Source organism: Granulicella sibirica (assembly GCF_004115155.1).
GTDB lineage: Bacteria > Acidobacteriota > Terriglobia > Terriglobales > Acidobacteriaceae > Edaphobacter > Edaphobacter sibiricus.
Window position 1 is genome coordinate 56,300 of the sequence record NZ_RDSM01000005.1, and the last position, 22,528, is coordinate 78,827.

The 22,528-nt window shown below is 55.7% G+C and carries 12 protein-coding genes and 2 pseudogenes; 8 read left to right on the forward strand and 6 right to left on the reverse strand.

Annotated elements, in window-relative coordinates; genetic code table 11:
• Positions 1–97 precede the first annotated feature (97 nt).
• A complete protein-coding gene (locus GRAN_RS22870; protein ID WP_128915393.1) occupies positions 98–1,780 on the reverse strand; it encodes an alpha-L-fucosidase in 1,683 nt (560 codons plus the stop codon).
• A 407-nt stretch (positions 1,781–2,187) separates the two neighbouring features.
• Between GRAN_RS22870 and GRAN_RS22875 the strand changes: the two genes are divergently transcribed.
• The 3 genes and pseudogenes from GRAN_RS22875 (at position 2,188) to GRAN_RS22885 (ending at position 9,832) form a co-directional block, all read left to right on the forward strand.
• A complete protein-coding gene (locus GRAN_RS22875; protein WP_241655110.1) occupies positions 2,188–4,629 on the forward strand; it encodes a glycoside hydrolase family 31 protein in 2,442 nt (813 codons plus the stop codon).
• 489 nt (positions 4,630–5,118) lie between these two features.
• Positions 5,119–8,429: pseudogene (locus tag GRAN_RS22880) on the forward strand (TonB-dependent receptor).
• A 17-nt stretch (positions 8,430–8,446) separates the two neighbouring features.
• Positions 8,447–9,832, forward strand: a complete 1,386-nt coding sequence (locus tag GRAN_RS22885; RefSeq protein ID WP_128915395.1) for an alpha-L-fucosidase — start codon at positions 8,447–8,449, stop codon at positions 9,830–9,832.
• Between the two features lie 46 nt (positions 9,833–9,878).
• Here the strand turns inward: GRAN_RS22885 and GRAN_RS22890 are convergent, their stop codons facing one another.
• The 3 genes from GRAN_RS22890 to GRAN_RS22900 form a co-directional block, all read right to left on the reverse strand.
• Positions 9,879–10,898 carry a LacI family DNA-binding transcriptional regulator gene (locus GRAN_RS22890; RefSeq protein ID WP_128915396.1) on the reverse strand — a complete coding sequence of 340 codons (1,020 nt, stop codon included), beginning with the start codon at positions 10,896–10,898 and terminating at the stop codon, positions 9,879–9,881.
• A 112-nt stretch (positions 10,899–11,010) separates the two neighbouring features.
• On the reverse strand, positions 11,011–12,018 hold the full coding sequence (locus GRAN_RS22895) for a zinc-binding alcohol dehydrogenase family protein (RefSeq protein ID WP_128915397.1): 1,008 nt from the start codon (positions 12,016–12,018) through the stop codon (positions 11,011–11,013).
• Between the two features lie 54 nt (positions 12,019–12,072).
• Entirely contained in the window at positions 12,073–13,041 is a 969-nt protein-coding gene (locus GRAN_RS22900) for an aldo/keto reductase (protein WP_161571124.1), read from the reverse strand.
• 188 nt (positions 13,042–13,229) lie between these two features.
• Here GRAN_RS22900 and GRAN_RS27155 point away from each other — a divergent pair.
• From GRAN_RS27155 to GRAN_RS22910, 3 genes and pseudogenes are all read left to right on the forward strand, one after another.
• Positions 13,230–13,679: pseudogene (locus GRAN_RS27155) on the forward strand (hypothetical protein); the annotation flags it as partial.
• Between the two features lie 99 nt (positions 13,680–13,778).
• Positions 13,779–15,332 carry a glycoside hydrolase family 31 protein gene (locus GRAN_RS22905; RefSeq protein WP_241655111.1) on the forward strand — a complete coding sequence of 518 codons (1,554 nt, stop codon included), beginning with the start codon at positions 13,779–13,781 and terminating at the stop codon, positions 15,330–15,332.
• Between the two features lie 460 nt (positions 15,333–15,792).
• Positions 15,793–16,695, forward strand: a complete 903-nt coding sequence (locus GRAN_RS22910) for a helix-turn-helix transcriptional regulator (protein ID WP_128915400.1) — start codon at positions 15,793–15,795, stop codon at positions 16,693–16,695.
• 8 nt (positions 16,696–16,703) lie between these two features.
• Here GRAN_RS22910 and GRAN_RS22915 read toward each other — a convergent pair whose 3' ends face one another.
• Positions 16,704–17,150, reverse strand: coding sequence for a helical membrane plugin domain-containing protein (locus GRAN_RS22915; protein WP_128915401.1), 447 nt, complete (start codon positions 17,148–17,150; stop codon positions 16,704–16,706).
• A 29-nt stretch (positions 17,151–17,179) separates the two neighbouring features.
• A complete protein-coding gene (fdhF, locus tag GRAN_RS22920) occupies positions 17,180–20,197 on the reverse strand; it encodes a formate dehydrogenase subunit alpha (protein ID WP_128915402.1) in 3,018 nt (1,005 codons plus the stop codon).
• A gap of 514 nt (positions 20,198–20,711) precedes the next feature.
• Here fdhF and GRAN_RS22925 point away from each other — a divergent pair.
• The gene (locus GRAN_RS22925; protein WP_128915403.1) at positions 20,712–21,095 is read left to right on the forward strand and encodes a DUF7009 family protein; all 384 of its coding nucleotides are present in this window, start codon (positions 20,712–20,714) and stop codon (positions 21,093–21,095) included.
• 58 nt (positions 21,096–21,153) lie between these two features.
• Positions 21,154–22,515: an alginate export family protein gene (locus tag GRAN_RS22930; RefSeq protein WP_241655113.1), complete on the forward strand. Its 1,362-nt coding sequence runs from the start codon at positions 21,154–21,156 to the stop codon at positions 22,513–22,515.
• Positions 22,516–22,528 lie beyond the last annotated feature (13 nt).

The window sequence follows — 22,528 nt, forward strand, 5'->3', positions numbered from 1 at the left end:
AGAGGACCTCAAATCGCCCGCTATCCCGGCGATCGGAAACGCGCCCGAGAAAGCATCCCGCACCGGCAGAATCTCTCTAGGACCTGCCTTCTTGAGGCTAAAGCCTATTCGGTGTTATCCGAAAGGTGTACGCTATGTCGTTCGGCTTCTGACTGGGAAGCGTCAATACCAGAGCTTCACTGTTGCGTTCCATAACAAGAGGAGTGGAGCTGCCAAGCATCACAGCTCTTATAATCTCGGCAGGTAGGAGTTTGGAGTTCCGGGCCAGTGACTTGATTCGTAGTTTGCCGTCATTGGGCCAGCCCAGCGCGATAGCGTAGAGATCTCCATCCTTTGTAGTGAAACGTATATCTTCGGCAGTGTAGGGGCGGCCCTTGCCTTCATTGAAGTTTCCCGTAGAGACAATGTCGGGCGGGCCCTCGCCATAGACCTTGAAGGGTCGCGTCCCGAATATGGCCTCACCATTGGTGGGCATCCACGCAGCAAGGTCGTCGAGGACTTTGCGCTCGTCCGAATCGATGGTGCCATCACCCTTGAGCGGAATATTCAGGCACAGATTCCCGTTCTTGCTAACGATGTCCGCGAGCATGTGGATGACGGTCTTTGCGCTCTTGTAGGTGTGGTTTTCGAAGACATGGCGGTTGTAGTGCCAGTCGCCGATGCAGGTGTCGGTTTGCCACGGAATGGGCAGGATGTCGTTGGAGCGCCCGCGTTCGAGGTCCAGGGCAGCTGCACCGCGGTGCTGCGGAACAAACTCTTTGCCGAAAACTACGGCCTCCAGGTTCCCGCCGTGGCGCGCACGGTTGGAGTTGTAGAAGTGAGCCGTGATATCGAGCCCTGCCTGACCGAGAGGAAGTTCCGTGTCGTCGAAATAGATCATGTCGGGCTCGTAGGTATCGAGAAGATCTCTGCAACGGAGAAACCAGGTGTTCACGAACTCTGGGTCGTCGCAGGGCGGGTTCTCATCCCAAATGCGGTCGTTCTTATCGTGCCAAGCCTTGGCTTCGGCAATGGATGTGACCCCGTCAGGTATGACGAGATTGGGACTCGGCCCAACATAAAGGTCCTGAGGGTTGAGACCGTTGGAAAGCCGGTCGCTATTTGTGAAGCCATCGTAACGGACTCCAGCCATCGGTCCCTCGGCATCGTACCCGTAGGCAGTCTGAAGCCAATGCCAGGCATGGGCAGAATGATTCGAAACGCCAAAGCGGATCCCGCGTCGCTTACATATCGCTGACCAGGTGCCGACGATATCCTTCATGGGGCCGATTTTCGCCGAGTTCCAGCTATGGTATCTCGAGGGCCAATTGTCAAAGTTGTCATGATGATTGGCAAGCGACATGAAGTACTTCGCTCCGGCAGCTTGGTAGAGATCCATGAGCCCTTCGGGGTTCCATCCCTCGGCCTTCCATATCATGTCGATATCCTTGAAGCCCACCTTGGAGGGGTGGCCGTAGGTCTTGACGTGATACTCGTAGGCCGAGTCGCCCTGGATGTACATCCGACGCGCATACCAGTCGCCCTCTTCCGGCTGGCATTGAGCTGACCAGTGAGCCCAGATCCCGAATTTGGCGTCCCGAAACCAGTCAGGAGTCTTATAGTGCGCCTTCAGAGAGTTCCAGGAAGGCTCAAAAGGACCGTGGGCTAGATCGCGCTCGGCCGATGTCGCAAGGCGACCCTTCGGATTGGCGCGGTCGGCGCCGGCGAGCGAATAGAGTTTCTTCGAAGCGGCGGCTTGCCCGAAAGCAGCAAGAAGGGCGATAGCTGTACGACGATTCATCTTCACGAATGGACCTCGCTGGCTTCCAGAGGGTTGGGCTTTTCCACTTGACCACGTTTCGCCCAGTGGCGTATTTCCCTAGCTTACACCTTACCGGTAACGATACAGTATTTGGAAATGGCGGTAAATAGTTTCGCCGTCGTTCATCCTGCGGCACCCGGATCCTGCTAACTTCACCACCCGGGTCACTCCACATTACTAAAGGGAACCCAGTGACTTTCTTCTCTAAACGGCATCTAGCAGACCTCTTCGTCCTTGCGTTCGTGGGTACCCTCTCTACCACGCCCTCATCGTTTGCCGCTGAGCGGAGGTCGAGTCCAGTTGACACAGTGACACGGACGTCGTGGGGGATTCAGATAGCAACAGCCGAATGCGTCCTCTCCCTGCGTCCTCTCACGTCGAGTGCCATGCGTATCCGGTGCGCCACCGCCGATTCTCACGAAGACCCAAGTCTCGTGCTGACCGAAAATGTGCCCACACCACCCTTCAGACTCCTGGAGAGCCGAACAACGGTCACCCTCACCACCGAGAAGATGCGAGCCGTCTACGATCGTCGTACAGGTGCTCTGCAATTCTCCGACGCGGCAGGCAGGCAATTTTTATCCGAGATACCTGGAACGCGCAGGCTGGCGTCTTCGTCGATACAGGGAGAACCAACTTTCACGGCCGAACAGAGCTTTGTCTCACCAAAGGACGAGCACCTCTATGGAAGCGGCCAATTCCAGGATGGCTATCTCGATATCCGGGATCTCCCTCGACGGCTCACCCAGGTGAATACCCAGATAGCAATTCCCTTCCTCCTATCGAGCAAAGGGTATGGCATCCTATGGCACAACTACGGCTTGACCGACCTGAATCCCGCTGATGCCCGAATCATGTTGACGCCCTCGACAAGCGGAAAGGTTACGACTGTCGACGTCACCACGACGGAGGGAACCAAACGACAGAAGATGCAGGAGGGAGAGTTCCTTGGCAAGATAACTGTTCCCAGGACCGGACGATACGCCCTTATGCTGGACGTTGGACAGGCCATGGCCAAGCGCTACCACGTTGAGATTGACGGTCACGTGGAGGTTGATTTCGCAAATCAATGGCTTCCCCCTACAACAAGTTTGCTCACGAATCTCTCTGAAGGAACTCATTCGATCCGCGTCATCGGAGAGCAGGCGGATAAGCCAGTTCTGTCCTGGCGAGAGTCAGAGGATCGGACCGTCCTGAGATCTCCTGTCGCGGAGGCAGTCGACTATGTCGTCTTTGCCGGCCCAACCCCAAACGATGTCATCGCGACCTACAGGCAACTGACAGGTCCCGCACCCCTGATGCCACTCTGGGCCTATGGATACATCCATTGCCGAGAGCGCTTCCACTCCAGCCAGGAGATTCTTGATACAGCCGCGGAATTCCGCAGAAGGAACTTGCCGGTCGACGTCCTGGTCCAGGACTGGCAGTACTGGGGTAAATACGGATGGAACGCGATGAAGTGGGATGAGCGTTATTATCCTGATCCCGCCGACATGGTGAGTAAACTCCACGCGATGAACATCAAGCTAATGGTCTCTGTCTGGTCAAAGATCGATCCGGACACAGAAGTCGGCAAGGAATTCGCTGAGAAAAAATATTATGTCCCTAACACGCAATGGGTGGATCTCTTCAACCCGGCGGCTGCGCAACTATATTGGAAGAAGTTCAGCCAGCGGATGCTGTCGCTTGGAATTGATGCCTGGTGGCAAGACGCAACGGAACCCGAAAACGATGATCTGGTGGGAAGGCAAACCTTCGCCGGACCAGGTGAGAAGGTCAGGCTTCTGTTTCCGCTCTACGTCAACAAGACGGTCTATGAGGGCCAAAGGAAGGACGCCCCGGAGAAGCGCGTCTTCATCCTGACCCGTAGCGCATTTCTTGGGCAGCAGCGATACGCCTCCGCGACATGGTCTGGCGACATAGGCAATAGCTGGGACACCCTTCGTAGACAAATCACTGCCGGACTCGACTACTCCGCTAGCGGATTGCCTTACTGGACGACAGATGCAGGCGGGTTCTTCCGTCCGGGAGAGAGTCAATATACGGATCCTGCCTATCACGAGCGGCTTCTAAGATGGTTTCAGTTCGCCACATTTAGTCCCCTACAACGCGTACACGGATACCAGACTGACACCGAGCCCTGGCGCTTCGGCGACAAGACAGAGAATGGGGTGCGGCGCTTCCTGGATCTTCGCTACCAGCTCATGCCATATATCTACTCCGAGGCCGCCGCCGTTACGTTTCACGGCGACACGATGATGCGCCCACTGGTTATGGACTTCTCAACCGACGAAGAGGCGCTGAATCAGAAATATGAATATATGTTCGGTTCGTCTTTCCTCGTAGCTCCAGTTGTTCAGGCAGACGTACAGCGGTGGCAGGTCTACGCGCCGAAGACACAGGGTGGATGGTACGACTTCTGGACTGGTGCTCGCGTCCAATCCGGAACGACTACAATGATCGACGCTCCCATTGAGAGGCTGCCACTTCTCGTTCGAGCCGGAAGTATTGTACCTCTCGGCCACGTCAGTCAATACGCGGCACAGACTTCCAATGAGGTTCTCGAAATCCGTATTTATCCCGGCGCGGACGGCAACTTCCAGCTGTACGAAGACGAAGGGACGAACTACAACTATGAGCATGGCGCAAAGAGTACGATCGATTTCCACTGGAATGATCGAGCCTCTGAACTCTCCATTGGCTCTCGCACTGGAAGTTTTCCCGGAATGCTATCTTCCCGGACCTTCAAGGTTCTGGTGATAGGATCGACGGCTCCGCGCCAGGTCTCGTACGACGGTCGAAAGGTAAGCCTGACGCTGGGAAAATGATATCGCCCACCGTTCCGAGCCGAAGGCACATACCCACGCACTAAATGGGCGAGCGGACTACGCCAGAGTCCCTATCGCACCCTCCATTAGGCCTTACTTGCGGCATCGAGCAGCTAAAGCTCGTGACCCACGCCCGGCCGCGAGATGCGGCGTTTACCTTGTGCCGCTCCTGAGACGCGCCTTCCCCCCTCCCAAATAACAATTGTTTCAACCTGTATCGTTACAGGTAAGGCTAACTTTGTTCTTGACATTCCTATTTCCCTGCGAATAGATTTGCCTCCGTTCGCAGGCGGTCCCGCGTATCGCGTGTCAAAAGGCTTTCAGGCTCCTAAGAAAGGATTGGGAAGCATGGAAAGCGGGCGAGCCGAAAGCACTGCCCAGCCGTCCGAACGGGGAGACCTGGGCCTCGCCGGCTCGTCCTCGTTCACGTGTCAGAGGTAAGGAACATGGAAAAAGCAACGACGCAAAGTGCAGCCCTTAGGAGGTCACATGAGCAAACAGTATCAAATTGAGAAATCGTTTATCTCGAGAGGAAAGCTCCTCATTTGGTTGGCCTTGGCAAGCATTGTGCTCAGCAACTCGATTGCCCCGCTGCACGCCCAGACTCTATACGGATCGATCGTGGGCAGCGTCGCTGACTCCACCGGGGCCGTCGTTCCAGATGCGACCATCACGGTCGTTCAGACAGAGACGAATGACACACGCGTTGCAACCACCAACAGCAGCGGTGGCTTCACCCTATCCACAGTTCCCACCGGGACCTATAAGGTGACAATCTTCAAATCCGGCTTCTCCCTTTTCGAAGCCTCCGATGTGTCTGTCAGGCTCAATACAACAGTTCGTATTGACGCCGCCCTCAAACCAGGCTTGCAGACCCAGACGATCACTGTCAGTTCGGAAAGCGCCGAGCTCCAGACCGACCGCGCCGACGTAAGCCACGATGTCACGAATCAGAGCCTGGAAGAGCTCCCTCAACCTACCCGCACGTATGAGGGTTTGATCGGTCTTCTCCCTGGCATATCCCCACCCGCGGCAAGTACTGGAGGTACAAACAATCCGATGCGCTCGATGGTCATTCAGGCAAACGGGACAAGTGCCAGCGGCACGAACGTTCGCGTCGACGGCGTCAGCGCGACCAACCCTTGGGTGCAGTTCTACTCCACGGCGGTTCCTTCAACCGACGCCATTCAGACAGTGAGCGTGGTAACGGGAAGTGCCGACGCCGATCAGGGAATGGTGAACGGCGCGGCGATTAATGTACAGATCAAGACTGGGTCGAATGCGCTTCACGGTTCCATCTATCTCTACCACATCGATAACCTGCTTAAGGCGCGGCCGTACTTCCTGCCCAGCACCAACACTTTACCGAAGCTGATTGACAACGACGCGGGTGGGACGATCAGCGGACCAATCTTTAAGAACAAGCTCTTCTTCTTCGGCAGCTATGAAGGTGACTTTCTGCATCAAGGAAACACGAATATCGCAACCGTACCGACAGACGCCATTCGAAACGGAGACCTGTCAGGGTCGTCGAGCGCTATTTACGACCCGAGCACGGGCAACTTAGATGGCACGGGGCGGACAGCCTTCACGAACAATCAACTTCCGGCAAACCGAATCAGCCCTATCGCACAAAAGATAGTAGCTCTCATACCGCAGCCCAACCTTCCGGGTATCGCGAATAACTACTATGTCAACACACCCAGCTACTATAAAGCGCAAAAAGTGGACACGAAAGTCCAGTGGAACGCGACGAAGAAACTCAATATGTTCGTCCGCTTCAGTGATTATCCCTACAATGTGACGCAGGGTACAGTCTTTGGCCCGATTCTGAGCGGTGGCAATAACGCCTTTCAAAAGGGAAATATCTATGCGGTCTCAGCGTCCGCAACTTATGTGTCCACCCCGCACCTCGTCTTCGACGCGCTGTTTGGCCTCACGCATTCCAGTCAGAATCTGTCGCCTCCGAACACCAACCAGCGCTATGGTTCCGATGTTCTAGGCATACCTGGAGTCAATCTAGGGGCGCTGCCGGAAGCAGGCGGCCTTCCGCAATTCAACGTGTCTGGATACAGCGGATATGGCTACGGATACCCGGCCCTTGTCTACAACGATCCCGTGTTCCAATACACCGGAAATGGAAATTGGACCCGGGGACGGCACAACCTGCGTTTTGGTATCGACATAAGTCAACAGCACATGAATCACATTGAGGTAACTCCTACCGGATTCAGTTTCACCGGAGGCGTAACGTCAGTCAATGGTGGAGCTTCAGCAAACCAGTACAACAGCTTCGCGGACTTCCTCCTTGGGCTTCCCCAGAACGATACGAACAGTGAGCAAAGCGTCCCAAATGTGACGCTGCGCACCTGGCAGTTTAGCCCTTACGTCGATGATCAGTGGCAGATCACACCGAAGCTCACCGCCTCCTTCGGTACTCGCTGGGATTACTATCCGGTACCAACCCGGCAAGGCCGCGGAATTGAATATTTCGATATCCCAACAAAGCAGTATCGGCTCTGCGGCGAAGGCGGGAACTCGACAGACTGCGGAATCTCAGTTCAAAAGACCCTCTTCTCGCCGCGTGTTGGTATTGCATATCGGCCTACGGAGACGACCGTCGCTCGGGCGGGTTTTAGTCTCATACCGGAACAGATCAACATGTTCCGCGACGGCTTGTATAACTACCCGAATACACTGACAGGATCTTACTCGGGCGTGAACTCCTATCAGCCTGCGACCACCCTTGCACAAGGCATACCTACCATTCAGCCTGTGAGCACGGATACGGCCGTGTTAGTGCTTCCGGCCGGTGTCACCTTCAGCACAACCCCAAAGAACTTCATCCGCGGCTATGTCGAGTCTTTCAACGGCACGGTCCAACAGGATTTTGGAAAGGGGTGGCTCGGACAGGTCGGCTTCGTTGGCTCGCACACCGTTCACCAACACACGCGGTACGATGCTAACTACGGCCAGGTCGGGGGTGGTGCGGCCAGCCAGCCGTTCAACAACGGAACTCTGGGCAACAGCATTACAGGGGGAGTCGTATTCATCGAGCCGTTTGAGAGCATGCACTATAACTCTCTTCAGGCTACGCTTGAACACCGCTTTGCGGCCGGGTACCAGCTCGCGGTCGCCTATACATGGTCCAAGTGGATTGGAACCTGCTGCGATGAAAGTGGAGATGGTCAGCCAGCAATCCCTATCCCGGCATACTTCTCCCTGAACCGCGCGCTTGAGCCAAGCGACCGGCCGCAAAATGTACAGATCAGCGGGCTTTTGACTCTCCCTTTGGGCCTGGCAAATCAATGCTGACTAACGGACTCGCGGGAGCCATTCTAGGTGGCTTTCAGTTGAATACGGTACTCAGCTTCTACTCGGGCACTCCTTTTTCAATATCAGCGGACGGCACCTCGCTCAACGCACCGGGAAGTACGCAACGTGCTGACCAGATCAAGTCGAGCGTCGCCATCCTACATGGCGTAGGATCGAACCCCTACTTCGATACCAGTGCATTCGCGGCAGTTACAACCGCGCGCTTCGGAACAGCGGGCTTTGACACTGTTCGTGGGCCCGGCTTTGCAAATGCGGATTTTGGGCTCTTTAGAAACTTTAAAGTGCGTGAGCGGTTCACCTTGCAAGGCAGAGTCGAAGTGCTCAATGCGTCGAACACACCTCATCTCGCAAATCCCAACGGGAACGTAAGCTCAGGAGGATTCGGGCAGATCACGTCGACGTCGCCGGGGAGCAGAACCACCGATGAACGATACATGCGCCTTGGCTTCAAGGCAACATTCTGATGCATAAGGAAGGACTGATGACTCATGGTCGAGCTACGCTGCGCCAATTGAGGAAGACCGCGCTTCTCGTTATGGTTCTTACGACGGGAGGCCGACCTGCTCAAGCGCAGAGCGCTGTCGACCTAAAGCCCACTCCGCAGCAAACGGAGTGGCAAGATCTCGAATTTGGCGTCATTCTCCACTTCGACACCAACACCTTCCTCGATCGCGAGTGGGGCGACGGAACGGCTGACCCTAAAGTGTTCAACCCGACCGCATTCGATCCCAATCAATGGATGAGGGCGATCAAGGCCTCGGGGGCTAAGTATGTCGTACTCGTTGCCAAACATCATGACGGCTTTTGCTTGTGGCCTACTTCGCAGACCGACTACAGCATCAAGCAGAGCCCGTGGAAGAGCGGTAAGGGCGACGTCGTTCGTGAAGTGTCTACAGCCGCGCGCGAGAATGGGCTGAAGTTCGGCATTTATCTGTCACCTTGGGACAGGCATGAGCCAAAGTATAAAGATCCATCGGCCTACGACAAGTATTACAACGCGGAGTTGCAAGAGCTGGCCTCAAGCTACGGAGACCTGGTCGAGCTCTGGCTCGATGGAGCCGGGAGCACCGGGCGGACCTATGACTTCTCGACGATCATAAGCACGCTTAGAACCTATCAGCCCAACACGATCGTCTTCGCCGATACCGGACTCTTCGAGTATGGTGACGCCCGCTGGGCTGGCAATGAATCAGGAAAGATCGAATACCAGAACTGGAACGTGGTTGATCGCCTTGGTTACCGGCGCTGGCGGCCTGCGGAGGCCGACACCCCGCTCCGCAAATTGCACTGGTTCTGGCACCCAAACGACGAAGGATCCCTCAAGACAGTCGACGAGCTGCTCGACAGCTACGAGAACGTGGTGGGCCATGGGGGACAGTGGATGCTTGGCGTCGCACCTGACAATCGTGGACTTCTAACCGATGGAGACGCGGCCAGACTGCGCGAACTAGGCGACACAATACGAGCACGTTATTCCAGAAACCTGCTGCTCGATCACACCCAGGTCGACGCGAATGTAGCGAACGCCCTAGATAGCGACCTGGATACCTTTTGGAGTGCGCCCGATCACTCGCACGTTGCGACACTTGAAGTTCGCCTACAAAAGCCGATCACCTTCGACCGTGCGCAAACCATGGAGTGGCTCATCGAGGGTCAGCAGATCCAGCGGTACAGTATCGACGCATGGGAGAATGGAAGGTGGACTCCGGTCGTGGTGAGCTCTGCGATTGGGCACCGCAAGATTGATAGCTTTGCGCCGGTCACTGCGACACGTGTCCGCCTTAATATTCTTGCCAGCACGGGAGAAGCTCGAATCCGAGAGTTCAGTGTTTACTCGGTGGGCGACAGCGCGCCTAAACCCAGGTAACTCGAAGGTTGGAGCACGTAGCGCTACCCCAAGAATGACTAAGTCTCTAGACCGTCGCAACCGACGATCCCCGTACGACGACTCGAGCCTTTTCGAGAGTCTTTCGGAAATTACTCTTCCCTGGCTTTTGAAGTATTGACAGCAGCATCTTGCCTGTTCGCTCGCCTAAGAGAGACGTCCGCTGATCGACGCTCGTAAGTGGAATTTTGAGATGCACATCGTAATGCAGATTGCCGCACCCAACAACGGCAACATCCTGGGGAATGCGCAAGCCTCGTTGCAATATCGCGTCCATAGCCCCGATCGCAATCGGATCGCTGTAACAGAAGACCGCGTCCGGACGTGATGGAAGCCCGAGCAACTTAGTCATCGCGGCGAATCCCTGCTGCGTACTGTTGATGTCGACGGTAGATGTCCCCACGATATAGCGGGGATTGGGCTCGATCCCTCGAGTCTTGTAGGCTTTCAGAAAGCCCTCCAGTCTGGACCGCCCGGTAGACAGCTCTGGACCTCTAATGTGAGCTATTCGCTTCCGTTTGATGTCAAATAGATGCTCGGTCGCAATGAACCCCATGTCGACGTCATCGGAGCCAACGAAGTTAGAGCGGAACCTGCTAAAAGACCGATCCAAAAGCACAAGCGGAGTTCCCTGTTCCTGAATTCGCTTGAACTGCTGCGGAAGCGTCGGGGAACAAGATGATACGACCAGCGCATCGAGGCGATGAGCCAGCAGGTGTTCTATAGCGTGTTCTTCCAAAGTCGGGTCTTCCTCGGAGGAGGAAATGATCAGGTAGTAGCCATTCTCCTTCAGGGTGCGTGCGAGGGCGTTTCCAATCTCGACGAAGAATGGGTGCAGAAGATCCGGAACAACGAGGCCCACAAGAGAACTCCTCCCGGTCACCAGAGAGCGCGCTGCCAGATTCGGCCGGTAGTTCAACTCTCTCGCCTTATCCATCACACGCCGTGAAGTTTCGGCACCGATGTCGGAGTGGCCACGGAGGGCTTTTGATACCGTAATAATAGATACGCCCACTTGCTGAGCAATATCCTTCATGGTGACGGTCATAGGGGAACGATACAGGAGTCCAATTCCGGCTGTACAGGTGGAGCAGGGCTGTGCAACGTGAATCACGCGATCTAACGTCAGAACCTATACCGCTGCACGATTTAATCTGTGGTCAATCCAGATCTACAAGGATCTTGGTGAATCGGCCTGGTTCGGCATTCCATTTGTGAAGGAGATCGGGAGCGTCATCGATGGAACCTACAATGCTGATCGCGTTCTCCACCGGAAATTGGCCCGCTTCAAGCATTTGTATCACTTCATGGAAATCCTCAGGCAACGCATTACGAGAACCCAGAATGGTCAACTCTTTTTGCACAAAGAGCTTCGTCTCATAGACAACAGGTTCCTTCGCATAGCCGATGTAGACGACTCGCCCAGAGAAGCCAACCTCGACGGTAGCCGCTGCAAAGGTTTGTGGAAGACCAATCGCTTCAATCACGACATCTGGGCCAAGCTGATTTGTGAGCTCCTGAAGGCGGTCATGCAACACGGCTTCCCTCGTGTTGATAAGGTGAGTAGCTCCAAAGGACGAGGCTATTTGGAGTTTCTCGTTATCCACATCAATTGCAATCACATTCGCTCCTCGGAACGCCGCTCCAGCGATGGCGCCCAGACCGACTCCTCCACATCCGAACACAGCGACAGTATCTCGCGCGGATACCTGGCCCCTGGACACTGCATGCGCTCCCACCGTAAGAGGTTCCACAAGCGCCAACTGTCTGATCGGTAGTTTTGCTGCGAAAAGCTTCGAGGCGGGCACTGACAAGAACTCTGTCATTGCACCATCGCGCTGCACGCCCAAAGTTTGGTTACGCTCGCAGGCATTTGGTCTGCCCACAAGACAAGAGGCGCAGGTACCGCAATTTGTGTAAGGAGATAAGGTGACGTTTTCCCCAACTTTGAACGAGCTTCCGTTCGCATCTTCTACGGTCCCTGCAACCTCGTGGCCCAGGATTCGAGGGTAAGTCACCATCGGATTCATTCCCCTGAAGGTGTTTAAGTCACTACCGCACATCCCGACCATCCTCACTCGCAGCAACACTTCACCGGGAAGCGCAACAGGCTTAGAGACATCCGTGACAAATGCGTCACCGGCTCCACGCATCATCAATGCTTTCATTCATCTCTCCTAACAGCCCTCGTCTCAGGCTTGGCGTTTTGGCGACGACATGCTTTATGCGTTTCCATCCATCTTTCTGCTTATTTCGGAAGCTTGGGTAGCGGCACCGTCCGGGGAGGGCCAGACGACGTTAAAGTCTTCCCCGACCACCCCGGCAAGATACCGAATAAACTCTTCATCCAGGTCGGTCATCGCGGCGTTGACGTTCGATATAACCTGAGCTTTATTCGACATTCCGACGAATGTCGAAGCCACAACCGGATGTGCTACACAGAACTGAATGGCTAGACTCGCAGGTGCGACCCCTTGTCGTCTGCACTCTTCGACAACTCGATGGGCAGCTTGAAGCACCCGCAGGGGTGCCGGATGCCAGGCAGGAACCTCACGTCCCGATAAGAGCCCCATGTGTAGTGGCGAGGCGTTGAACAAGCCCAGACCCGACGTCTTCATGAAGGGCGTGAGTTCTTCGTCCATGCTGTCGATCAGGAGATTGTAGTGGCAATAATTCAGAAGAACGTCGATCGGTGCGCGGGAGGCGATGTGCGCAAGCAGCTCGGGAGGATAGCCCGTTATGCCAACGAATCTGACCTTTCCAGCTTCCTTGAGTGATTGGAGCGCCGGGATAGTCTCATCAATAATTTGCTTTGGGTCTCCGAACTCCACGTCGTGGACCTGGAGAATGTCGACGTAGTCGGTCTGTAACCTCGCGAGCGAGGCTTCAAACTCTCGAATCACCGTCTTTGCGGAGAAATCAAAAATATTTGTTCCATATCGTCCGCATTTTGTAGCGAGAATGATGTCTTCCCTTCGGGAACCAAGAGCCTTTCCAAGTCGGCTTTCGGCCAGGGTGATGCCGTAGTAAGGCGATACGTCAAAGAGATTGATGCCAGCATCAAGCGCGGCCCCAACCGCCTCCTCCGACTCTTCATCCGTCACCGAGCCGAACACTTCTCCGAGAGCAGAAGCCCCGAAACCAACAACTGAAACGGATACGCCGGTTTGTCCTAACGGCTTGTATTTCACTGACGCTGCTCCATAGCCGGCATTAGCGCCATCTCGACGACCCAGCACTTACCGATCGATTCAGATTGGCGGTAGTTTACTTACGTGTCGACATTAGCTATAACGTTACAGTAGTATCGGTGTCAAGGGCGGCATCTTTGGCTTGAACCCAAACCATTTCGAATGGCAGAGGAAGAATGAACGGACACATGAACCGTCGGCAACTCGGCAAAGGTATCTTGGCGGGAGCTACACTGGCGTCGGTTCCCTCGGTAGCCGCTCAGCTCCCCTCCTCGTCCGCTCAATGGATTTTGACCTCTCCGGGCGTCTGGAAGGCGACGCTTGGAACGCCCGAGGCCATCACTCCTGTCTCTGCACGTTTCATCCCACCGCGCGTCACCGCTCCCTTCGCCGGTAGTCCCCCAATCCCTCCTCCAATCTCCCTCGGGCAGGCTCGCGGGTGCCTGCTGGGTCTTCCTCTCGCTGCTGACGAGGAAATCTATGGATTCGGTTTGCAGTTCTTTTCTCTCCAACAGCGGTCAAAGAGACGAGTCATCCGAGTTAACGCTGATCCGCGGGTCGACACGGGCGACTCCCACGCGCCGGTCCCCTTCTATGTCAGCAGCCAAGGCTACGGAGTTCTTGTAGACACTGCGCGCTATGCCACCTTTTACTGCGGAGAGGCGCGGCCCAAGCCGACCGAGCCCACCGGGGTGGTCCCAAGTGGCACCGTTCCCCTTTATACCAAGAGCCTTGGAATGGAGGAGCCTTCGCAAGTTCTTGTTGAAGTGCCCCTGGCCACCGGCGTCGACGTCTACCTCTTTGCTGGCCCGTCGATGCTTGATGTCATCCGGCGCTACAACCTATTCTCCGGTGGTGGAGTCATGCCTCCGGAATGGGGTCTCGGCTTCTGGTATCGCGCCGCCAGCAACGCCACTGGGCAGGAAATCCTTTCCCTTACACAGGAATTTCGAGACCGGAAAATTCCCTGTGATGTTCTCGGTCTGGAAGCCGGTTGGCACACACATGCCTACTCCTGCACGTTCGCTTGGAACGCCACCCGCTTTCCCGATCCAGCCTCATTTGTGACGAGTCTCAGTTCGCGGAACTTCCACGTCAACTTATGGGAGCATGCATTTACTCATCCCTCTTCTCCTCTGTTTACACCCATGCGCAATCTGGCAGGAGACAAAGGTGTATGGGGAGGTTTAGTTCCAGACTTTCAAAATCCCCAGGCGCGGAAGGTCTTCGGCGACTTTCACGGTAAAGCCCTCATCGACATAGGTATTTCCGGATTCAAACTCGACGAATGCGACAACTCTGACTACACCGGCGGTTGGAGCTTCCCCGAAATCTCGCGCTTCCCCTCGGGGGTCGACGGCGAGCAGATGCATAACCTCTTCGGACTTCGATACCAGGCCACACTTTGGCAGCAGTTCCAGGAGCGCAAGCAGCTGACGTACTCCCTCGTTCGTTCCAGCGGAGCTCTCGCCGCGCCATTTCCCTTCGTTCTTTACAGCGACCTCTACGACCATCGGCAATTCGTTCGGGCCTTGGTCAACTCTGGCTTCAGCGGTCTGCTCTGGTGTCCGGAGGTCCGGGACGCCGCTTCGGAAGAAGACCTTATTCGCCGACTCCAGACAGTGGTATTTTCGCCTCTCGCCATGATTAACGGTTGGTATATACCGAATCCACCGTGGAAACAGCTTGATCGTAAGAAGAACAACGCCAATGAATTGGCGGACGACTGGCACCCGCTGGAAGCTCGCTGCCGGGAGATCATCGGCTGGCGTATGCAGCTTATCCCTTACCTTAGCGCTGCCTTCGCCACTTATGCCAGGGACGGTACTCCACCCTTTCGCGCCTTGGCGCTCGACTTCCCCGGGCATCCCGAAATTGCGAAGATCGACGACGCCTGGATGGTTGGCGACCGTCTTTTGATTGCTCCCCTATTTGCTGGCGAGCCGGACCGTACTCTGATGCTACCTCCAGGTCAGTGGCACGATTTTTGGACCGGTAATCCAGTTGCAGGTGGCACGGCTTTCGTCATTCCCGCCACCACTCGAAACATTCCAGCTTTCGTAAGGACTGGATCTGTCTTCCCCATCGCGTCCATCACAAGCTCTACAGGTGACCAAGCTAGCCGAGCACTTGATATTCGCCTTTTTGGGGATGGTCGACTACCCTTCATACTGAACACTCCAGAAGGTGAGTCCCTCTTGCTTTCCTGGGATCCCGCCACCGCCAAAGGGACAGTAGTTCAGCATTCATCTAGGCCGTACACAATTAAGAACTGGACAAAGCAGGGCTAGAACAGATCAGACACAACCAGCAGGAGTAGCGGGACGAGGAGCCGATCTGTCCTTGCGTCCTTCTATCTTGCGGGCTGTGTTCGGCTTCGCGGATTGGCTTGCCTATCGGGCGTCTACTCGTCCAGGATGGTAGGATCAGGCGTAGGCGAAATCAGTATGCCGGCCCGTAACTGTGTGGGCCGCACCACAGAGGCCGCGACGACAGCGAAGTGAAAACGTCATCACCGTCTCCAAGCTATTGAATAGGAAGAGAGCAGGTCAAGCCAACACCTCGAAGCGAACGTGGGCGAACATATGACCCTGACTATACTCCTGGAGCCGGAGAGCTAGACGGCACTTGCCGCCGAGCCAGCAAAAAATCCGGGTTCTCGTGCTGGTCTTTATATCGACTCTCGACTGACTTCTCCCGCCTCTTCAAAAAATGTTCTAAAATTGTTGGGTGGTCGAGAAGGTGCTGACAATGCGGAACTTACGCCCACTCAATGCGGCTCATTCGATGGGGAACAAGCAGTTTCTGGTCGGACTCAAGCCTGGGCCTCCTGTCGGCTACGTCTCGCGAGACTACGCCGATTACAGCCTTTACACCGCAGAGCAGCATCGCTCCATTTGGGAACGGCATGTGCATGATTGCACCCAGATCACCGTGGCCCTCAGCCCGGCTCATGTTCGTGGCGAGTGGCAGGGAGCTCATGGTCAATTGGAACATCGGGAGTTGTATGGCGATATGGTTTGGATCGTACCGCCGGGCGTCCCACACGTTATTCATTTCGACCGGCCCGCGACACTCGTGCACCTCTATCTCACCGAGGCATTTTTTCAAAACATGGTCGAGAACGCACCTGCCCAGGTAGGGGGATGCCTCGTTCCTTCTTTGCTGGTTCGCGACCCATTCCTCGTAGAGCTAGCGAAGATGTTGCACCGCGAAAGCCTGGACGGCCATCTTTCGACGATGTTCACGCAGTCGGTGGCGACACTCACGGCAACGCATCTTATCCGCTCGTACAGCAATCGGGCTCCCGCTCATACATCGATGAAAGGTGGGCTGGGATCAGGCCGGGAGCGGCGCGTTTTGAGTTATATCGAGGAACACCTGAGCACGTCGATTACGCTGCAGGATTTGGCGCGTGTCGCAGCGGTCAGCCCGAATTATCTCATCACCCTCTTTCAACAATCGATCGGAATGACTCCACACAAATATGTTGTGCAGATGCGCATGGAACGCGCCTATGCTCTGTTGAAGCAGAAGGAACTTTCACTCTTGGAAATTGCCCAGCGGTGCGGGTTCCAGGATCAGAGCCAGTTCACGACTGTTTTCCGGCGCTACTCTGGGCGGACGCCCGGACATTTCCGCCGTTCTCTCTAGCTGTCATTTCACCTGCTGCTCTTCTTTCCCAGTGCTGCTCCAAAAATATTCAAAACAGAACCTGCCGCGCCTAAAGCGCGTCGTGCATCCTTCGAGGTCATGCGTTTCATAATCTGAAAGAAGCCTGGCGGCTCATTTTTCGCTTCCTTCAACACACCATGGAGGTCATCGGGATTGATATCCTTCATCAGATTTCCAGCCATGAGACCAAGGCGCAGGAGGTTGATCATCTCGGCGGAGCTGACCAGGTCCGCGACCCTGTCAACCACCACATCTTTCGCCCCGAGAAGACCATTCAGCGTGCTGAGAACGTCTTTCTCATGTAGCTTTTCGAGTACCTCGTAGGCGGCGAGGATGGCTTCCGCGTGCTTCGCGGGCGCCTCCTTTACCTTGCGCAGCAAATCGTCGCGCGAGTCTGCGGGTTGGAATATTCGAAAATCGACCGCAACTGCCATCGTTCCGCCCTCCTTCGTGCTCTTGGTCTTTAGTGCTTCGTGTGGGCTTGTATCTGCACCAAGCCGGTTGAACCGGGCATGCGGTAGTCCGCTCGCTTCCATTTACGTTCTACTTCCACACCCATCTGCGGCGTCGGCTTGCCAGAGTAGCGAAAGTTAAGCGGCTTCAGCGGATTGCTTCCCTTCTCCGGGAGAACCTGCATCTTGACGGCAGTTTCCTTGTAGGCCGGCGTGTCAGTCGCGGAGTCGGTATACGACCCCGTAAGTACGTTCACTGGCCCCTCCTGAGATGCAAGCGGCAGATAGACCTGCTTTCCGACCACGCGCGTCGTCACCAGAACCTTGATGCGGAGCGAGCCGTACTTACTGGTGAGCCGCACCCACCGTCCAGACTCCAGCTTGCGTTCCTCGGCGAGTTCCTCCGATACCTCAACGTAGCGTTCCGGCGTCTCTTCGTTGATGCCTGGAACACGATGGGTCATGTTGCCTTCGTGGAAATGCTCCAACTGCCTCCCATTGTTGAGGAAGAGATCGAATTCGTCCGAAGGGGCGTCACTGGGTTCGCGGAACTTCAGTGGGAAGAAGCGCGCCTTCTTGTCAGGGAAGGCGAAACCGTTCAGGTAGAGAATCGGCTCGTCGGTGCCATCTGCTTGAACGGGCCATTGCAGCGTGTTGTAATTCTCAAGCCTCTCGAAGCTCGCGCCGGCATAGAGCGGGGTGAGAGAAGCCATCTCGGCCATAATCTCGGATGGATGCGTGTAATTCCAGTTTCCGCCTAGGCGATTGGCAATGTCCTGAGTGATCTTCCAGTCGGCGCGAGCATCGCCCAGCTCGGGCAACGCTTGATAGAGGCGTTGGATTCGGCGTTCGGTGCTCGTAAAGGTTCCGTCTTTTTCGAGAGCAGGCGCGCCAGGGAGAACAACATCAGCGTAGCGGCATGTCTCGGTGAAGAAGATGTCCTGCACGACGAAGAAGTCCAGTCGCTCAAACGCTCCAGCAACGTGGTTTGCGTTCGAATCCGCGGAGATCATGTCTTCACCGGCGAGATACATCGCTCGCAGGGTCCCTTCATATACGCCGTCGACCATCTGGTGATTATCGAGACCGACCTTGGCGGGAAGGGCGCGTCCCCAGGTCGTTTCAAACTTTCTGCGGATCTCGTCGTTGGTGACCGGCTGATAGCCGGGAAAGTTGTTCGGCATGGCCCCCATGTCGCTGGCACCCTGTACGTTGTTATGCCCGCGCAGGGGGTAGGCTCCGCAACCTGGCTTCATATAGTTGCCCGTTGTAAGTAGAAGGTTACTGATAGCTGTTGATGAATCCGAACCCATGACGTGCTGCGTGATGCCCATCGCCCAAAGCACGCACATGGTCTCAGCGTGCGCGATCTCTTCCGCTACCATCGTGAGAGTTTCAAGGGCCACATTGCATTGCTTCGCCGCGAACTCCATCGTGAACGGCTCAAGACTCTTGCGATACTCATCGACATTGCTGACGTGCTTCGCGATGAAGTCCAGCTTAGCGTAGCCGTGGTCGAACATGAAGCGGCTGAAGGCGCAGAGCCAGACGAGGTCAGACCCCGGCTTTGGCCGAAAGTGAATGTCCGCGCGCGACGCCATCTCGTGCTCCCGCGGGTCGGCGACGATCAGACGCTGCCCGAAGAGCTTGTGGGCACGCTTGACGCGCGTTGCCAGCACCGGATGGCTCTCTGCGGTGTTGCTGCCGACAATCAAGATCAGCTTCGACTTCGCGATGTCCTCGATCGAACCGGAATCGCCGCCGTAACCGACAGTGCGGAAAAGACCCGCGGTCGCGGGCGACTGACAATAGCGCGAGCAGTTATCGACGTTATTTGTCCCAATCACGGCACGGGCGAACTTCTGCATCAAAAAGCCGTCTTCGTTCGTTGTCTTCGACGAGACGACGACTCCGATCGAGTCTGGACCGTATTGCTTCTTGGTCTCTCCAAGGCGGCGTGCGATCAGCGTGAGTGCCTCATCCCACTCGGCTTCCCGGAAGGTGCTTCCTTCGCGAATCAATGGCTTTTGCAGCCGCTCCTTGTGATTCACATAGTCCCAGCCGAACTTGCCCTTCACGCAGGTGGAGATCGCGTTGGCGTCGCCATGCAGGGGCTCGATCTTCAAGATCTTGCGACCCTTAGTCCACACATCGTACGAGCAGCCGACACCGCAGTAGGTGCACACTGTCTTCGTCTTCTTGATTCGTTCTTCGCGCATGGTCGCTTCAACCTGCGAAACCTGCATCACGGCGCCATAGCCCATCTCTGGTTCGATGGCCTTGATGACGTCGATCATCTTGTCCAGAGTCTTCTGCGGTGTTGAGGTGAGGTATCCGGCCTCGCCGAGCATGGACTTCTCCATGAGCGCATTGCACGGACAGACCGTAATGCAGTGGCCGCAGGAGACGCAGCTCGAACCTCCGATCTGCATGCCGCCATCCCACAGGACCCGCGGGCGATCCAACTCCCAGCCGATGCTCAGAGTCTCGTTCACTTGGACGGTCTGGCAGGCCTGCACGCATCGACCGCACAAAATACACTGACTCGGATCGTAGCGGTAGAAGGGATTGGACATGTCCACCGGATACGGCTTCGGCGTAAACTCGTGTTCCTGGTGCTCCACCTTCAACGCAAGCGCGGTGTTGTGCACGGTGCAGTTCTCATTGTTGTTGTCGCATACCGTGCAATAGAGCATGTGGTTGCCAAGAATGACATCGAAGGCCGCGGCTCGCGCATCCACAGCAAGCTTCGATTCCGTGATGACGTCCATTCCGGAAGAGACTTTGAGCCCGCAGGAGCGAACGAGCTTTCCGTCCACTTCCACCATGCAGGTGTCGCACGTCTGGATCGCCCCCATCAGCTCGGAGTGATAGCAGACATGAGGGATCTCCTTTTCACGCAAAACTGCCTGAAGCACCAGATCGGAAGGCTGAGCTGCCACTTCGCGTCCATCGATCTTCAGACGTATCGTCTCGCTGGCTTCCGCCTCCACCGCCGGTTGCGGTAACTCGCTCATTGTCTCGTACATATCGGCCCTCGACTCCCAACTATTGACCGTCCCCAAGTACACAAAGACAGTACTACATCGTAAGTCTGCGCCCATCCGCGGCACATTGATTTTTGAAATCCTCCACATTTTGTTGATTAACAACACTAAAGTTTATTTTCTACCGATTACCGCTCGTCCGGCCCTTTCGAGTCGTTATGCGAAGGGTGTAACTTTTGCATTCGTACACGGAGTTTCGAAATCCTCCGATTTGTGAGTCGATTTGGAAGGCGTTTGGCGTGATAGCAGCAGTTCTGGAGACCGGCGGGGTGATTGACAAGAGGGTATCTCCGGCTCGTCCCGGGCTTGGAAGGCCTCCCATATCGGCATCTCGAGCTCCCGATTCGGCCAGGAAACCGGTGAAGCAGCCATCGATACGGTCGTCGCGGAGGGGCCTTTCGGAAGGCAGCCCGAGTTATGTTCTTCGGCTCAAGGAAGAAAACATTTACTGCTTCGCCTCTATCCTTGTTGATGTACCTCTTCGGAAGAAGGTCCAATGAAGCTACGTTTGAAAGGAAGTTCCCTCCGGCTACGTGTCAGTCCCTCGGAGCTTACTCACTTACAAGCCGGAAAGAGCATCCAGGAGAGAGTGCAGTTCTCGATCGATAGCCGGTCAAGCCTCGACTACGCGCTGACCGTCGGACATCATAGGGACCCGGTCCAGGTGTCCTTCGTCTCACAGCGAATCCTCGTGAGTATCTCCGAGGATCAACTCACGGGTTGGAGCCGGGAAGATCAGGTCGGCATTTATTCTTCTTTGCCTGCCGGCGAAGCAAGAGCTCTTGAAGTCTCGATTGAAAAGGACTTCGCCTGCTTGGATCTCAGCGATGAAGAAAACTTGGACACTTTTGAGAACCCAGTGGCCGCAAAAGCTTGTTAACCGTTTTTGGGAGTGCCTCATGAGTTCGGAACCGTATTGTAGGAAGACATCTCGAACCATGCTGGCAGCTGTTGTTGCCGTAATTGCATTGTCCGCGGTCCATGTCAGTGCACAACAGTCGCTGTATTCCGATTACCCTCAGAAGCGTGGAAAGACGGAGCCTCTGCAGTGGAGCGACCTTCCTGCCTGGATGACGTTGGACATGGAACTGCGCGGACGCACCGAGGGACAAAGCTCCTATAACTACACGCAGAACGGAGACCGCGCTTACGAACTCACGCGTGTATATGGCTCCGTCGAAGTGCGGTCCACGAAGTTCCTTACAGGCTACCTGCAGTTCATCGACACTCATGCGCTGGGTCTCCCAACACATGTTATCGCTGGCAATATGCGCGACGCCTTCGATTTTCGGCAGGGCTACGTGGAGCTCCATGGGCACCCCGGCGCAGTTCCGGTCGAAGTCTTCGTCGGACGCCAGGAGCTGAAGTTTGGAAGCGAGCGCATCATCGGCATCAGCGACTGGACCAACAACAGCCGGAGCTGGGATGGTGTCGACGCTCGCATCGGGGATAAGAACCGCGTTGATCTCTTCTCCACATCCGTAGTTACGGTGTATCCCACGTCGCTCGACAAACATGGCGCGGGGCTCACCTTTCACGGAGCATACGGTTCAATTACAACGTGGATTCCGAAGGTTCACCTCTCTCCCTACCTGCTTTTCCATACAGTGCGTGGTGTCACCAGCAGCCAGGGAGTGAAGGGCAACGAGGTAGAGGCCACCTTCGGCAGTGAGGTCGAGGGTTCGCTGCCATGGAATTTTGATTATGAAGCCAATGCCTCGCTGCAACGCGGGAGCTATTCCACGAGCTCCATTCATGCCGGACAAACTTTCGAAAAGCTCGCGTATACCTTCGAAAAGTTACCGTGGGAGCCACGCATCGGCGGAGAGTTCGATTACGCCACGGGAAACAACCACGCGAACGCCAACGTGATGGCGACGTACGATCAGTCTTATCCCTCAAACCACAATGCCTTTGGGCTCGTCGACTTGTTCGGTTACCAGAACATTCGACAGGAACGAATCAACCTCGACCTCGGACCCAGAAAGAACCTGACCCTGCTCTTTCAGGGCGGCTTCCTGAACCTCGCTCAGGAGAACGATTCGGTCTACTCCAGTTCGGCCTCAACGACCATCAAGGCGCCGACGGGCGGCTTTGCCACGACAGATCTGGGGCATGAGTTCGACGCCTCGGCCAAATACGTCTTTCACGACTACATCGTGGCGAACGTCGGCGTCGGCCACCTGTTTCCCGGAGAAGTCCTTCTTGATAACAAACATGGCGCGGCGGACACAATCGGATACTTCTCGCTTACCTATCGATTCCGTGTCGACAAGCAAGCCAAGACTTCAACTCAATAGCAATAGAAAGGGA

What these genes read in the sequence shown, in the direction of transcription:
- GRAN_RS22905 (WP_241655111.1), top strand. Translation starts at nt 13,779, where the DNA reads ATGGAGGAGCCTTCGCAAGTTCTTGTTGAAGTGCCCCTGGCCACCGGC.
- GRAN_RS22885 (WP_128915395.1), top strand. Translation starts at nt 8,447, where the DNA reads ATGACTCATGGTCGAGCTACGCTGCGCCAATTGAGGAAGACCGCGCTT.
- GRAN_RS22890 (WP_128915396.1), bottom strand. Translation starts at nt 10,898, where the DNA reads ATGACCGTCACCATGAAGGATATTGCTCAGCAAGTGGGCGTATCTATT.
- GRAN_RS22915 (WP_128915401.1), bottom strand. Translation starts at nt 17,150, where the DNA reads ATGGCAGTTGCGGTCGATTTTCGAATATTCCAACCCGCAGACTCGCGC.
- GRAN_RS22910 (WP_128915400.1), top strand. Translation starts at nt 15,793, where the DNA reads ATGCGGAACTTACGCCCACTCAATGCGGCTCATTCGATGGGGAACAAG.
- GRAN_RS22930 (WP_241655113.1), top strand. Translation starts at nt 21,154, where the DNA reads ATGCTGGCAGCTGTTGTTGCCGTAATTGCATTGTCCGCGGTCCATGTC.
- GRAN_RS22895 (WP_128915397.1), bottom strand. Translation starts at nt 12,018, where the DNA reads ATGAAAGCATTGATGATGCGTGGAGCCGGTGACGCATTTGTCACGGAT.
- GRAN_RS22870 (WP_128915393.1), bottom strand. Translation starts at nt 1,780, where the DNA reads ATGAATCGTCGTACAGCTATCGCCCTTCTTGCTGCTTTCGGGCAAGCC.
- GRAN_RS22875 (WP_241655110.1), top strand. Translation starts at nt 2,188, where the DNA reads ATGCGTATCCGGTGCGCCACCGCCGATTCTCACGAAGACCCAAGTCTC.
- fdhF (WP_128915402.1), bottom strand. Translation starts at nt 20,197, where the DNA reads ATGTACGAGACAATGAGCGAGTTACCGCAACCGGCGGTGGAGGCGGAA.
- GRAN_RS22925 (WP_128915403.1), top strand. Translation starts at nt 20,712, where the DNA reads ATGAAGCTACGTTTGAAAGGAAGTTCCCTCCGGCTACGTGTCAGTCCC.